This window comes from Deinococcus sp. QL22 (genome assembly GCF_023370075.1).
GTDB lineage: Bacteria > Deinococcota > Deinococci > Deinococcales > Deinococcaceae > Deinococcus.
In genome coordinates, this window is sequence record NZ_CP097157.1 from 149,101 (window position 1) to 162,628 (window position 13,528).

Sequence of the window (13,528 nt, forward strand, 5' to 3'; positions counted from 1 at the left end):
ACCACAGACCTAAGAAGACTCCGAAGACACCGCCAACCCGCAGACCAAAGGCCTGAACTGATGGCCGACCTGCAAACCGAATCGCGCAGGCGCTACAGTCTCACCATGAAGGCCTCAGCCCTCTTTCAACGCATCAGAGGTGGCATATTCCCCCTTACAGCCTTGCTGACAGGCTCCAGCTTGGCCTTCACTCCTCCAGCGCTGCCACGACCCCTTCCCCCGACGATCATCAATTCGCGCCTGGTGGGAGAAGACCTTCAGCTTCAACTGACCGTTCACCCGCAGTCCGGGGGCTACGTGCTGACCATTCGCGTGTACAACACGGGCCAGCAATTCCGCAGCGTGACCCTCGCGGGCTACGAATCGGCACATGAGATCGTCGTCAACAACAGCGCCAATCGGCAAGTGCTTCGCTGTCGCCCCGACCCAGCAGTTGCCAATACATTGGCACCCAGAAGCGTGCTGCTGCGTCCCCAAGCCTTTTACGGCTACCGCTGTCGGTGGACTCCCCAGCAGCTTGGCTCTTACCGGGTGTCCGGGTTCTTTGATATTTTCCAACCCACGAACGAACGAATCACTGCCGAGGAAGGCACGGTCATCATTCGGCAGCGTTGAACGGCACGGCGGCCCACCCCCACTGCCGCGCCTTACACTTTGCAGCTGCACCTGCTCAGCGTGAACATACGTCAAACTCGGCAGATCGCGACCAAAAGCGGCTGGACAGGGATCTACAAGGAGTCGGTGAAGACCCCGGTGCACGTGGGGCAAGAAGGGCTGGAAGGTGACCAGATTCTAGACCGGGAGAATCACGGCGGCCCAGAGCAGGCCGTGTACGTGTATACCCAACCCGATTACGAGTGGTGGACGCCCCAGCTTGGAGCCGCACCCCATCCCGGCATCTTTGGAGAAAATCTGCTGTTTCCTGACCTCCAATCGGCCCCCGTGCTGATCGGGCAGCGGTTCGGGGTGGGTGAGGTTGTGCTGGAAGTGATCTCGGCACTCCTGCCTCGTTCCATTGCACATCCTCTGCCTCACGGCTGTACCCAGCCCGCTACACTGGCCCGATGAAGCGCCTGCTGTTTGCCGTACTGCTCGTGACCCTCTGCACGTCCTGCGACCTCCAAGGCCTCGACCTGAATACCCCGAGCGATGCCAGGAAGTACGTCCAGGCCTGCGGACGGGGTCATGATGCCATTCACTGCCGGGCCATGCAGCGCGTCCTCACCAATGTCACCGGCGAAGTGACCGTCTTGCTGCCCAACGACGGGGACACAGTGATTCGGGCCTTGCTGGAAGCGTACGTGCAGTCGACGGGCCGATCCGCCGACGCGTTCGAACAGTCGGCTGTGGGAGAGGCGTACGCGAAAGCCAACATCTTTCGGGCCTCTTCCCTTCAGACTGGAACCATGACCACACTCGACGGCAAAGCACACACCGTGGTGTGCCAGCAAGACCGGGATGGAACTGAAGAGTGCGTGATTGACGGCGTTTTGAGCAGAGCCTACCGAATGAGGAGCGTTACTGTCGGCAGTGTGTACAGTCTGTCCACCGTAACTCCTCCAGCCTATCTGCCCTTCTGAACAGGGGCCTCAAGGTAGGAGCCTCTGTCTAAGCGGGAAGTTCTGTTCCGAGATACGCTGTTTGCCGGGGATGCTCTGAGGAACAGCGACGCACCATCGGACGGGGTTGACCGGGTGCGGTACACGCTGCTGGGCCTCCAGTACTTCAGCAAAGACGGGCCGCTGACTAGGCCGCACTTGGGTCTGTCCCTAGCGTTGGGATGGCTTGCCCTCACAGCGCTGCTGCTGTGGGGCCTGTGCCAGCGCAGAACGCGCGCGCTTCCGCCCGCCGCGTCCTGCGAGCCAGCCTGCTGAGTTTGGCCCTCGTTGGCGGTGGAGGTGGACTAACCCTGGCGCTGGTCGAGCACCGCCACAATCTCCTCCTGGCTCGGCTCACCCTCGGGTTGGGACGAACCTGACCCCCCGAGATGACTACTGCTTCCGTGGCGACGCTGGATGCCTGGCGCTGCACTCGTTGGGTGGAGAACCGGGGCTGCGCCGAACGCATCGCATCGACTTTCCCGAACCCCAGCCTCTGGGGCACACTGGCCGTGTTCGTCATTGCAGGCATAGGTCCGAGGCGCGTATCACGTGTGGTGTAACTTGAGCACAACCCAGAGCCGGTGTTGGAGTGGCCAGAATGTTGGCCTTCGGCAGGTCGAGCCCTGCTCAGCCCTTCCATTCCAGATGCTGAACGGACGCGCTGCCGAGCAGGCCCAGCACCCCCACTGGTCAGGACATCGGCCCTCCCATCATCATTGAGCGTGACGTCATTTCCCCATTATTTCGTCAGTGTGAAGGGAAATTGTTCCTGGCCGTAGACCTAGGCGTACTGGCCCGGCTGGAGTGTGTGCACTGTATTCCAGGGGAAGCTGGGGAACGTGACGGTCTCGCCCGGCTGAATCAGGCGGATGCGCAACTCGATGGTGCAGGCGATGCGCTTGGTGATTGGCATTTCCTTCCCGGATGTGCTGACCACCCCCACCGGCGCACTCCCCCCACAGCCGTAAGGAAATACGATGGGGTGCTCTCCTGTGTTCTCCACCCGCACCTGCAGACCGGGCACAGCGCCAAACGGGGCGCTCTTGAGCATCTGACTCAGCCGCACGGGACAAGCTCAAACCACCCCTGCGCCACGAATCTTCATCGGCCGGGCCTGCCTTGCCGCAGCACCCGTCACGCTGCGGTAGATTGTCTCCCAGCAGGTCCCAGAGGAGCAGTTGATTGGCGGGCTCCGCCGGACACGGTTCTTTGCCCTCTGTTCAAGATGTACTGCAAGGCAGGCGGGCTGCCGTACTGGTTCGCCTTGACACGTTCGGCCCATGGTGACCCACTGGGAACACGATAGGGAGCCTACATCCTGGCCTCTACAAACACGCAGGAGCGGGCACCTCCCACGTCTTCACGAGCTGCGCAGAGGCGATCCACCGCAGAGCCGGGACCGTGAAGCGGTGAGCCGTCTGCCCGTACTGGCTGGGATGTTGGTACTCCCGCGTCTGCACACACAGTCCGCCCGCGACCCAGCCCAGTGCTCGCACATTCTCCGTTTTCCCTGCAAGCACTTGCGTGCGCAGACCCCCCGACAGGTTCCAGAGGCGCAGGGTGTTGTTCCCTGCACCAACAAGGTACTGACCATCTGGCGTCCACAGCAGGTGTTTGACATTGCTGCTGTTGAGTCTATGGACTGGTCTGCCTGGCCGGGCCAAGTGAACCTGGCAACCGTCGTACTTCCCGACTTCCCAGCAGAAGCGAACGACTGCGGCGTCACCCCGGGGTGACATCAGGGTCTGAATCATCGTCCAGGGGGATTCGGGTCTGCCCTGATTGGACGGGCCAACAACCTCCACCATGCCCTGAGCGCCGAAAGAGATGGTGGCCTTCGGGGAGGCCGGGACGGGTGAGGCGGCGACCGCCATGGGTTGTCCCACAGACAGCAGCAACCCGAGAGCACAGAGCATTCGCATGGACAGAGCGTACCGACCTGATGGCCTGACACAATTTATGAGAAAGCGTCCCCGGTAGGGGACACTTTCTGTTTGTGAAGACCGAAAATGCCACCGGGGACGCCCCCCGACTGTACCAAGCGATCCTGCCCCACCTCCACCCCGCCCTGTGGAACGACGTCCGCAACGCCCGTACGCTGGCCTGGATGGTCAGCGGCTTGGTGCTGTCCCAGAGCGTTTCCATTCCCTCCTGGCTGCCGCACATCCACTCCCAGGCCACGGTCGCCCAGAGCACCGAACGTCGCTGCCGACGGTGGCTGGAGAATCCAGCCATCGCCCCTGGCAGTGTGTATGGCCCCCTGATTACCCGAGCCTTGCGGGATTGGGGCCCGCATTCCTGACGCTGGCGCTGGACACCAGCATCCTGTTCGGACGCTTCTGTCTGATCCGGGTGGCCGTCCTCTACCGGGGACGCGCGGTACCGCTCGTCTCCCGCGTCCTAGAGCATGCCAGTGCTCAGGTCGGCACCGAACAACTCCTGCCTGTCCTCGCCGAGGTCAAAGGCCTGCTGGATTTTCTTGGGCTGCACGATGTTCGACTCCTGGCGGATCGGGGTTTTTGCGACACGGCCTTGATGGGCTGGCTCCGCGTCTGCGGATGGCACTTCCGCATCCGCATCAAATCGAGCCTGATTCTGGCCGCTCCAGACGGGCAACGGGTCTGCACCATCGGAAATCAAACTCGCAGCGCGCGAAACGCGCTGCTTCCACAACGTCACGATCACCGGACACCGATTTGGGCCGGTGCATGGCTCTGGGCCGTCCACGGACGGCCCAGAGCAGTGGCAGGTGGTGAGCGATGAACCCACCAGTCGTGCAACGTTTGCTGAGTACGGCGAGCGCTTCCAAATAGAGGAAGGATTCTTGGATGATAAGAGTGGCCTCTTCGGTCTGGAGGACTCCAAACTGCGTGATGCCGCCAGCCTCGAACGCCTGATCCTGGTGATCTCTGTGGCCACGCTCCTGCTCGTCTCCGAAGGACTCCAGCTCGTGCAGCAGGGTGTGCGCAGAACCATTGATCCCCATTGGAACCGCGCCCTGAGCTATTTGAAACTTGGTTTACGCGGCGTCCACTTCGCGCTGAGCCGGGGGCAGGCAGTACTCAACCGCCTGACGCTCCAAGGAGGCGCCGATCCGGCGCCTCCCGGACGTCGCAAGAAATCGCATGTCAGTTCTGTGGACGCTTTAGAAGGCGGCTGGGTGCTCAGATTTCGCTCTCCCTCATAAATTGTGTCAGGCCGTCAGGCGTACCGACACAGACCTGACGCCGCATCCTCCCAAGGGAGGCTTTCCCGTTCGCCGAGGAACTGCACTGTGGGGAAGACGTCCATGCAAACCTACACCGTTCTCAATGAACCATGACCCTTGCATTTTCGACCCCGATCAACTGGAAGAGGCCATTCAGACCGTGCAGGACGTGATTTATCTGCTTCCCACCGTGACAGAATCGCACCCCACGAAGCGAGCCGCATTGGTAGGCATCTTAGGGGCCGCACTCGCCACCACCTTGGACGACCAGCACTCCAAAGCTCGGTACTGCAAAACCATCTGGCGAGCGTGGGCCGCTGGAGTCGAGGACCGCGCTGGATTGCAGATTCTAGCCGCTCAACTCGCCCGCTTAGACGTTGACCGCCAAGAGTGGGGTGCTCTTAGGCGACCGGCCGCGCTCTTAGCTAAGCGGCTGAAGGCGGCTTGAGCACCGCTCCTGACCCACAGATCTTCGCGCTTTTCTGCCTGATCCATGCTAGAAAGTTTGCAGCCCACATACCACTTTTTAGAGGTGTTTGAGGCTTTCAACCAAGTTCATATAGAATTTAAGTGTGAACCAAAAATTGTTCAACCACTAGGAGCGTAAATTGAAGACAGTACTTTTTCTTGCCATGTCTTTGTCTCTAAGTGCATGTCAAATGGGAATGAATGTTGGAATCTCAAATGAGCCGAAGGCGAAGGCGTTAGTTCAATTGTATGATCAGGTGTATTCAAATCTTTTATCAGAGTTGAATCCTCGTCCTGACTTCAAGATTTGGAAGAAAGATCCTCAATATGTCGGTTCATGGCGAGACCAAAACACAAGAATGATCAACTATATCCAGACACAAACTCGGACTGAGCAGGATAATCGCTCCTTGCTGACTGTAGCTAAGACGGTATACGGCGAGGACGTGAAACTGAATCCATTGGCTCTGGGCTTTACATGGGGAGAGGCGGAACGGATTCAAAGGACTCTTTTCGATGCTGGGGAGCGAAAACTCGCCCCTATAATCTGCGGAACCGGTTTTTCTCAACGAACGGGAAGACTAATCATTAACGTCTACAACAGTGAAGATGTCCGCCCAATACTTGAGACTCTTGAAAATATTGATGTCGATAAAACGTTAATTGATTTTTCCAATGACAAATTAGCTCTGTAAAACTAAACCAAGTTAGTACCAAAATTTGCCGGTCATTCGCCTTATCAGAAGGGTTTGAAGATCTAACCTTTATTGGGCTTCGACTCTGTTTCCAGTGTGGGCGAGACTGTCGGTTGACCAATGATGACCTTCGCCACTTCTGCTCCTACCGAACCGGCTGCTTCTCCTACCGAAACAGGTTCATTCCTACGCTGCTCCAAAAGTTGTTGCTGAACTTCAGCTGTGCGGCGCTCTTCAGTCGTCGGGCCAGGACGACTTGGCTGACCAAGCAATGCCAAGGAAATTTCTCGAACAATTGCCCCAATCGCACCCAGAAATGATTTCATAGTTGAACCTATCAGGGTCGTTTTGGTTCTGAGTGAGGGAGATACCCTTACCTTTCGTCCTAGTAAAACCCCTCTTTTCTCTGGTCTAAGAGCATTTAGACAAGAAAGAAGTGGATTCTGTGCCCTTGAAACCTTATGGCCAGCCCCCCTGAGCTGATGAGAGATTCATGTGTACTGATTCACGTTTCTAAAACCTATCGGGGGTGATCTTCCCCTAAGACTGCAACTGTCCTTTTCGGCCCTTCCCCTCTCTCGTTGGACTGGAGTCCTGATGCCGTATGCCCTGCCCCGCCTGCTGGTCGGTCTGACGTTGCCCCTCGCCTTATGGAGCTGCAGTCAGCCCACCCCTTTCACTGCGGCAGACCCCTACGCCAACGGCCAAAGCTACCCCTGGTCGCAGGTCACGCCCCTGACCCCACAGTCGCTCACCCCCGGCCTCAATACCCTGCAATACGAGACCGCCCTCTTCGCCCGCAACAGTTGGGGCCCCGTGGAACGCAACCGCAGCAACGGTGAACAACAGGCCGGCGACGGCAACCCACTCACCCTGAATGGCAAGGTTTACTCTCAGGGCTACGGGGTGCACGCCGGCAGTGAAATGCGCTTCAGCCTGAAAGGCACGAACGGCGCACAGTGCACCCGCTTCACGGTTGATGTCGGCGTGGATGACGAGGTAGGCGCCCGAGGCAGTGTCATCTTCAAAGTCCTGCTCGACGGCCAGGTCAAGCACACCACGACCCGGCTCACTGGCAACAGCCCCACGCAGCAAATTGACCTGAATATCACGGGCGCCCAGGAATTGACCTTGATTGCGGAGGCTGCAGGTGACGGCATCGATTATGACCACGCCGATTGGGCCGATCCTAAGCTGGTATGTGTGACCCCATCGTCCGAAACGCCAGGGAGTCTGGATCCCAGTTTTGATGGGGACGGCGTCGTGCAGCAGCCCACAGACTCTCCACAAGCCTTTGGGGAGGTCAGCCAGCTGACCAGCGGCCAACTTGTCACTCATGGCCCTTATATGATCTCCCGCTACAACGCCAACGGTACGCTGGATCTGACCTTTGGGCAATCGGGACGTGCTCACCCTATCGGCCCACCCTCCCAGATCTTCGATCTGGATACGCAACCCGATGGGCACGTGCTCTTTTCTGGAATCCGGCGAGAGCCCTATCAGGGGTTCGTGGAGCGACTGTTACCCAGTGGCCTGCCTGACTTGAGCTTTGGGGGACAAGGGAACGGCACCCTCACTCTCGCCGCGAACGCCTATCACCTTGCCGTTCAGCCGGATGGACGGTTTCTCACGGCTGGTTTCTCTGCGGTCGCAGGCGCCCCCCGATTGGTGGTGCGGCGCTTTCAAGCCAATGGCACCCCAGATCAGACGTATGGCAGCTCCGGCGTCGTCATGGCTGATGTAGGCCTGAAGAGCGGAGAGGGGTACAGCGTTGAAGAGATGCTGATTCAAGCGGACGGCAAGCTTATTGTTGGCGCCACCGCAGGGCCAAGCTTTCCCGAGACCTCGTTTCACGTCACGCGGTTGTTGCCCAATGGTCAACTGGACTCCAGCTTTGATGGAGACGGCTGGCTGACCTCTCGTCCTCAGGGCTTGGCCGTTGAAATGACAGATCTGGCGTTAACTCCGGCTGGACAACTGATCGTGACCGGGGGTGTCGTGGCGTCCGGCGACCAACAAGGCGAAGGCAAAGTGGCACGCTACACCAGCAGCGGGAATCTAGATCCAACGTTCGGGACCTCAGGGGTCGTGAGCTTTGATGGATTTTCTACTGTCAAGGGGGCGGCGGTACAGACGGATGGCCGCGTGCTTCTGATTTTCCTTGATTATGGAACGGCTGTCGCGAGAGATGTGGTGCGTTTGCAGGCCGATGGCCGCTTGGACACGAGCTTTGGCTCGGGGGGGCAGGTGCAGTTTCAGCTCCAGGGGTTGTCTTTCGGGGACGTGACCCTTCAAAGTGATGGTCGAATTATCTTGTCTGGTGGGTCTGGTGGGGTAGGTAGCCAATCTGCTGATCTGGTCCGGTTATTCCCTTAGAGCGAAAGTCGTTCTACGACCGCATGGTTCTGGCGCCACGCCCCGACCTATAAACCGAACACCTTGTGAATACATCGGTAGCATCTTCAATATAAAAGGCGATCCGAAAGGTCGCCTTCTTCATTGTGATGCGGTGAGAAGGATCTGCTACGCAGAAGATGTTTCCATCTCACTCTGACCTAGGAGTATTTAGAACAGAGCAGATCTCTTCAGAACACGGACATGAGACGCCAAAGGAGATCTAGGGCAACTTCTCCCAATCTCCTTGCAACTCCACACCTCTTCGACCATTGGTACACAGCCCGACCCAGCGTTGAAACTCGTCTCGACGAAACACATAGACCCTGAGGGAGCGTGTTTTACTTTGCGCCACAGTCGTGTCACTGTTCTCCTTATAAGCCGTACGTCCACCTGAATTCGCGGGCGAAGAGTAGTGCACCGTCCACCCTTGAGGCGGAGCAACCTCAGACCTAACCAGCGGATACAGCGCTGCATGAGTTTTTGGGGATGAAGTTGCTAGGCGTTGCTCCAGACCATCGCGAGAGGGAACATTGACAGGCAAATCATGTAACACAGAGCCTGGATCCAAGCTCTTCCTAGTGTTGGAACTGAAGATTTTCTCCTTGGCCCCATATCATTTGACCTCCGTCACCAAATTCCTTGCTCAGCAGCGCATTTGGAGTATCTCGCCCATGTGAAGCTTCCCCTCGAAGTTCAGTTGCTTGTCACCGACTCTTTGACCAGATAGCGCTGGAGGAGTTGCAAGCACCCTGCTTGAACTTTCGGCATGAGGAGAGCCACACTCAGAAGAAGAGGCGCGAGCTTGAGGCACGCCTTCCACCAGGTGAAATAGAACCTTGGAGGTCGACACCACAGTTTTTCCAGCAACGTACAGCTGAGGATTATCTGGTCGCTGGGCCGGGGGATCACACTCCATTCACGTCCAGGGAAGTCGGCATCCACGATGAAGGGTGGCTGTCTGGGCAACCTGACTACCAGTCAAAACTCGGCATCAGGGCGTGTAACGCCCGCCAGGACGATGGGAAAGGGTGGAGTAGTTACGAGGGTTCAAACGAACGTCGTCCCTTGACGCTTATGTCAACCCCTATTGGTGGTTATAGATAACGTCACAAGTCTAAAACACCCTTTTGAAGCCACTGGGCTACAAAAAAGAAAAGTCCTGTGTCTCCCACACGGCACCCAGCGTTTTCAACTTTGGACGTTATCAATAATAGAGTACATAAACTGCTCATCCGTCAAAATACATCCATTTTTTTCAAAAATTCTAAGCATTGTCGTATTATTTGAGTCCGTAGCTCCTACATAAAATGAGGCAAATTTTTTTGCCTGCTTTATTAAAGCTTTGTGTATTTCAGTGCCTAAGCCGCTATTACGTTTATTTTTTTTAACTCCAATAATTTGGATGCTTGCAGTTTCAGGTTTGATCTCATAAGTTATTCCAATAGCAAGAGGTCCTTCTTCTCCTCGCAACATCAGTCCTTTAAATGATTTAGCGCCTGTATACATACGCGTTATGTTATTTTTACTGAATTCACCGTCAGAATTTTCTAAAAAATCAGTAAATTCCTGACTATCTAAATATGTTTTATCGAAAGAGTGAAATTTATTGTTCAAAGGTTCTTCCAATTCTCGCTCTTTCAATTTTAGAGGCGTTAAATGATAAACGGAATGGCTATCTAATTTTAACAGATTATCCTCAATCTTCTCAACTGACCTAGAGTGAGACTTATTGACGATAATTTTTATAAAAGGGGCATTTTCGGCAGTATTAGATATATCTTTTATTAAATGACCTACTTCTATATCGTCTAATTTCCGTTGATACGATAGCATGACGAAGTAGACAACCCCTGCATTGGACATAGAGTAGCTAGCCACTCCTTCGCCATCAACGAACATTATTCGTATTTTCCTTGGATCTACAGTACCTTCTTCCAAACCAACCATAAGCATATTTTGTTTTCCACTACCCATTTGCGATATGTTCGTCATTATATCCATATTTTCAGCACTTAAGTCTTGAAAAACAATCATTTTGCTCCTGAAAGAGAATTGAGGCTAGGTCTCAAAAAAAGCAGTCAACTGAAAGCGTTGAAGAATGCTTTCAGTTGACTGCTTTAAGTGTCGATTTGGCTTAACACTTAATCATGTATCAGTTACCATTACCAGCGTCGATCCACCTCACACAACCTTGAGTAGTGTTGCCACCGCCGTCCACTTTAGAGGTGAGTGCCGAAGCACCCGTAAAGATTCCAGCCAAGAGAATCGCGGAGATTGCCGTAGAGATCTTCTTCTTCCCAGGTCAAGATACACAAATTTATTTGGCAAGGAAGAGCAAACTTGCTTGACATATCCAAAAATTTATGCTCGTAAAGAAGACTGGGGTTTCCCCGATTTTGCACACTTGTGGTTAAGCCACTAAAGCTTGCTGATCGGCTTCCAGTGGTGTCAAGTAGCCCAGAGTCGAGTGCAGCCTTTTGCGGTTGTCATACACCTCGATATATTCGAAGATCGCCCGTCTGGCCTGCTCCCGGGTGTCGTAGATCTGGTCGTCCACCAACTCGCGCTTCAGGGTCTCAAAAAAGCTCTTCGAGACAGCATTATCCCAGCATTCCCCCTTGCGACTCATGCTGCACACCATGCCCCGGTGAGTGAGCGCGGTCTGTTCCAGACCGCTGGTGTATTGGGTAGATTCAAGCGGTCATCGCAACAGCAGCTTCAAATCCGTGTAGCGCGTGTTCGAAGGCCTCCTGGGGAGTCTGCCACCCCAAGACTTTGCGTGGTCTGGCATTGAGTGCTGTTGCCACCGTTGCGAGGTCGTCGGCGCTGTGCAGACTCAAATCCGTGCCTTTCGGAAAGTATTGTCGCAAGAGCCCATTCGTATTTTCGTTCGTTCCTCGCTGCCAAGGGCTGCGCGGCTCGCAGAAATAGATGCCCACCCCCGTTTCCAGGTGCAGTTGTTCATGCTGACTCATTTCTGCACCTTGATCCCAAGTTAGGGAGCGGCGGAGCTGAGGGGGCACGGTGGTGATCATCCGGGCAATGGCTTCCCGAACGGCCTGAGCACCATGGCCAGCCAGGGCTGGCCCGTTCTTCACCGGCGCCTGCAGCCCATGTTCCGGCATCCGGGGCAGGTGCAACAACAGGGTGAAGCGCGTGGTGCGCTCCACGAGTGTGCCGATCGATGAGCTGCCCAACCCGAGGATGAGATCCCCCTCCCAGTGACCGGGCACTTCCCGGTTCGTCGCTTCCTCTGGGCGCGCTTTAAGCATGACCTCCGGAACGACAAACGTTTTGCCGGGGCTGCACCGGCGTGCCCGTGGCACGCGCAGCACTCGGCCCATCCGGAGGCAAGCGGTTAAGTCGCGGCGCAGAGCGCCACGACCTTCGATATAGAGCGCCTGATAAATGGCCTCATGGCTGATGCGCATGGTGGCGTCGTCAGGAAAGTCGAGCCGCAAGCGCTGGGCAATCTGTTCTGGACTCCACGCCGCTGTCCAGCGCCGAGCCTGTCGCTGCCCATGACGGCGGCCTTTCCAAGGCACCGTCGGTCCAGGAATCGGCGTTCCTGTGGCCGAGATCAACACGCCCGACAAACCATCTTCGACATACTTGCGCAAAGCCACGTTGACCGCCAGTTTTGCTGGCTTTGGACGCCGGGCGGCACGCTCGGCGTGCCACTGCGCGGTGGTCGCCCGGTACAACAGGCCGCCGCTCCGTGTGGCGGCATTGCGCCGGACCTCACGTGAAATCGTCGATGCCGCTCGCTTCAATCGACGGGCAATCTCGCGAATGCCGAGCTGTTGCGCTCGGTAGAGTGCGATCTCTTCGCGCTCGACAAACGATAAACAGCGCCCAGAAAGGGGGGTTGCTCTTGGGCCTAACGTTGTTGTTGGCATGCCACCGGCCTCCCGGAACCAGCGCGTCCCGACTGCTGGCGAGATTCCTGCGCCCGTCGCAGCGTCGACACTCGACCATCCTGCGGCGATCAATGCCCAGAACTGTTGCTGAGCTTCACGCCGTGCCAGTCTTGGCCGGCCTGGTGAGCTCATCTTATGCCGTCCAGATCGATCTGACTGCCGTTTCACATGCTTCATCACAACCCCCTAGTTTGAGGTGTTGCGACCACCGCTTGAATCCACCTTGACTCCCGCGGTCACTGTGATGCACTAACCCCTGCGCGGGGTTGCGCGTGTCGATGGCTATCTGAAGCGCCCGGAGAGACAATTCAGCGGGCCATGGTGGCTTCCATCGCCCAGCCCACCACACAGCGGGCGTACAGGTCCAGCGTCACCGCCAGGTGGAGCCAGACTTCTTTTGTGGGGATGGACGTCAGGTCCGATGACTACACCTGATTGGGCTTCTCTGGTTTAAAATCGCGCGCCAGCAGATTGGCGGCCACTGGCTGCCCAGGGTCACTCACGGTGGTTTTGATGAACCGCCGACGAGTCTTGCCTGCCAGCCCCTAAGCGCACATCAGGCGAGAAACACGTTTCTCGCTACACACAGTCCCGGCACGCCGGAGGGTGGCCTGAATTCTGGGGGCACCATACCGCCCGTGGTGTTCCTGGAACACCACACGGATCTGCGACGTCAGGACAGTGTCCTGGACGCTCCGCGCCGAAGGCGGCCTTCTTCGCCAGGTGTGGAAACCACTGACGGTGACTTCCAGCATCCGACACATCGTCTCCAGACGAAACTCACTGAGATGTCGGTCAATGAACACGAATCTCAGCGACTTTGCTTGGCGAAGAAGGCCGTGACTTTTTTCAGGATTTCGCGTTCCTCACGAAGGATTTCCACTTCTTTCCGGAGTCGCCGAATCTCTTCTTGCTCGGGAGTCAGGTGCTGACGTCCAACCCCGGGGAACGCAGCGTCGCCCTGCTGGCTGGCTTCTCGAAGCCAGCGCTGCAACGTGGAGATTCCAATGCCCAGATCTCGGGCCGCTTGGGTGACCGTCATGCCTGGTCGCTGAGTGAGGTGGACGGCTTCTCGCTTGTATTCGGTATTGAAGATTCTGCGGGGGGTCATGGTCGTGCCTCCTATGATCGAGGCTTAACTCCACCTGTGCAAAATCGACTGAACTCCACTCTGGCCCTTCGCCGGGCTTGGGTTTCGCGCCTCAATCCAACGCATGCTCGGGCGGGAGGCTCTCGAGA

The 13,528-nt window shown here is 56.7% G+C and carries 17 protein-coding genes and 1 pseudogene; 10 read left to right on the plus strand and 8 right to left on the minus strand.

The annotated features are described in order from the left end of the window. The first annotated feature begins 105 nt into the window (after positions 1–105). The 4 genes from M1R55_RS30995 to M1R55_RS31010 all read left to right on the plus strand — a co-directional run bounded on the left by M1R55_RS30995 (position 106) and on the right by M1R55_RS31010 (position 2,161). On the plus strand, positions 106–615 hold the full coding sequence (locus M1R55_RS30995; protein ID WP_249396754.1) for a hypothetical protein: 510 nt from the start codon (positions 106–108) through the stop codon (positions 613–615). A gap of 60 nt (positions 616–675) precedes the next feature. Then, on the plus strand, positions 676–1,068 hold the full coding sequence (locus tag M1R55_RS31000) for an MOSC domain-containing protein (RefSeq protein WP_249396755.1): 393 nt from the start codon (positions 676–678) through the stop codon (positions 1,066–1,068). Continuing rightward, complete coding sequence (locus M1R55_RS31005; RefSeq protein WP_249396756.1) at positions 1,065–1,580, plus strand: hypothetical protein; 516 nt, start codon at positions 1,065–1,067, stop codon at positions 1,578–1,580. Before M1R55_RS31000 ends, M1R55_RS31005 begins: the two co-directional genes overlap by 4 nt. A 407-nt stretch (positions 1,581–1,987) precedes the next feature. Next, positions 1,988–2,161 (plus strand): hypothetical protein, encoded by a 174-nt coding sequence (locus tag M1R55_RS31010; protein WP_249396757.1) that lies wholly within the window; start codon positions 1,988–1,990, stop codon positions 2,159–2,161. 221 nt (positions 2,162–2,382) lie between these two features. Here M1R55_RS31010 and M1R55_RS31015 read toward each other — a convergent pair whose 3' ends face one another. Together M1R55_RS31015 and M1R55_RS31020 are read right to left on the minus strand one after the other, a co-directional pair. Beyond that, positions 2,383–2,652 (minus strand): hypothetical protein, encoded by a 270-nt coding sequence (locus M1R55_RS31015; protein WP_249396758.1) that lies wholly within the window; start codon positions 2,650–2,652, stop codon positions 2,383–2,385. Between the two features lie 274 nt (positions 2,653–2,926). Next, entirely contained in the window at positions 2,927–3,523 is a 597-nt protein-coding gene (locus M1R55_RS31020; RefSeq protein WP_249396759.1) for a WD40 repeat domain-containing protein, read from the minus strand. A 74-nt stretch (positions 3,524–3,597) separates the two neighbouring features. On the opposite strand from M1R55_RS31020, the gene M1R55_RS31025 reads away from it, so the two are divergent. From M1R55_RS31025 to M1R55_RS31045, 5 genes are all read left to right on the plus strand, one after another. Continuing rightward, positions 3,598–3,903: a hypothetical protein gene (locus M1R55_RS31025; RefSeq protein ID WP_249391321.1), complete on the plus strand. Its 306-nt coding sequence runs from the start codon at positions 3,598–3,600 to the stop codon at positions 3,901–3,903. Then, entirely contained in the window at positions 3,885–4,364 is a 480-nt protein-coding gene (locus tag M1R55_RS31030; RefSeq protein ID WP_249396760.1) for a hypothetical protein, read from the plus strand. The genes M1R55_RS31025 and M1R55_RS31030 overlap by 19 nt, the downstream gene beginning before the upstream one ends. After that, positions 4,354–4,788 carry a hypothetical protein gene (locus M1R55_RS31035; RefSeq protein WP_249391324.1) on the plus strand — a complete coding sequence of 145 codons (435 nt, stop codon included), beginning with the start codon at positions 4,354–4,356 and terminating at the stop codon, positions 4,786–4,788. Before M1R55_RS31030 ends, M1R55_RS31035 begins: the two co-directional genes overlap by 11 nt. Positions 4,789–4,912: 124 nt before the next feature. After that, the gene (locus tag M1R55_RS31040) at positions 4,913–5,257 is read left to right on the plus strand and encodes a hypothetical protein (RefSeq protein ID WP_249396761.1); all 345 of its coding nucleotides are present in this window, start codon (positions 4,913–4,915) and stop codon (positions 5,255–5,257) included. A 160-nt stretch (positions 5,258–5,417) separates the two neighbouring features. After that, the gene (locus M1R55_RS31045; RefSeq protein ID WP_249396762.1) at positions 5,418–5,972 is read left to right on the plus strand and encodes a hypothetical protein; all 555 of its coding nucleotides are present in this window, start codon (positions 5,418–5,420) and stop codon (positions 5,970–5,972) included. A 62-nt stretch (positions 5,973–6,034) separates the two neighbouring features. On the opposite strand, the gene M1R55_RS31050 is transcribed toward M1R55_RS31045, so the two are convergent. Beyond that, entirely contained in the window at positions 6,035–6,298 is a 264-nt protein-coding gene (locus tag M1R55_RS31050; protein WP_249396763.1) for a hypothetical protein, read from the minus strand. Positions 6,299–6,569: 271 nt separating this feature from the next. Between M1R55_RS31050 and M1R55_RS31055 the strand changes: the two genes are divergently transcribed. Further along, positions 6,570–8,348, plus strand: coding sequence for an NPCBM/NEW2 domain-containing protein (locus tag M1R55_RS31055; RefSeq protein WP_249396764.1), 1,779 nt, complete (start codon positions 6,570–6,572; stop codon positions 8,346–8,348). A 1,209-nt stretch (positions 8,349–9,557) separates the two neighbouring features. On the opposite strand, the gene M1R55_RS31060 is transcribed toward M1R55_RS31055, so the two are convergent. The 5 genes and pseudogenes from M1R55_RS31060 to M1R55_RS31075 all read right to left on the minus strand — a co-directional run bounded on the left by M1R55_RS31060 (position 9,558) and on the right by M1R55_RS31075 (position 13,400). Continuing rightward, on the minus strand, positions 9,558–10,403 hold the full coding sequence (locus M1R55_RS31060; RefSeq protein WP_249396765.1) for a GNAT family N-acetyltransferase: 846 nt from the start codon (positions 10,401–10,403) through the stop codon (positions 9,558–9,560). Between the two features lie 376 nt (positions 10,404–10,779). Then, positions 10,780–11,055 (minus strand): annotated as a pseudogene (locus M1R55_RS31065) (IS3 family transposase); the annotation flags it as partial. A gap of 7 nt (positions 11,056–11,062) precedes the next feature. Further along, entirely contained in the window at positions 11,063–12,466 is a 1,404-nt protein-coding gene (locus tag M1R55_RS31070) for an IS30 family transposase (RefSeq protein ID WP_249396766.1), read from the minus strand. A gap of 368 nt (positions 12,467–12,834) precedes the next feature. Beyond that, positions 12,835–13,053, minus strand: coding sequence for an IS3 family transposase (locus tag M1R55_RS32590; RefSeq protein ID WP_371827357.1), 219 nt, complete (start codon positions 13,051–13,053; stop codon positions 12,835–12,837). A gap of 47 nt (positions 13,054–13,100) precedes the next feature. Continuing rightward, positions 13,101–13,400 carry a transposase gene (locus M1R55_RS31075; protein WP_249396767.1) on the minus strand — a complete coding sequence of 100 codons (300 nt, stop codon included), beginning with the start codon at positions 13,398–13,400 and terminating at the stop codon, positions 13,101–13,103. Between the last annotated feature and the right edge of the window lie 128 nt (positions 13,401–13,528).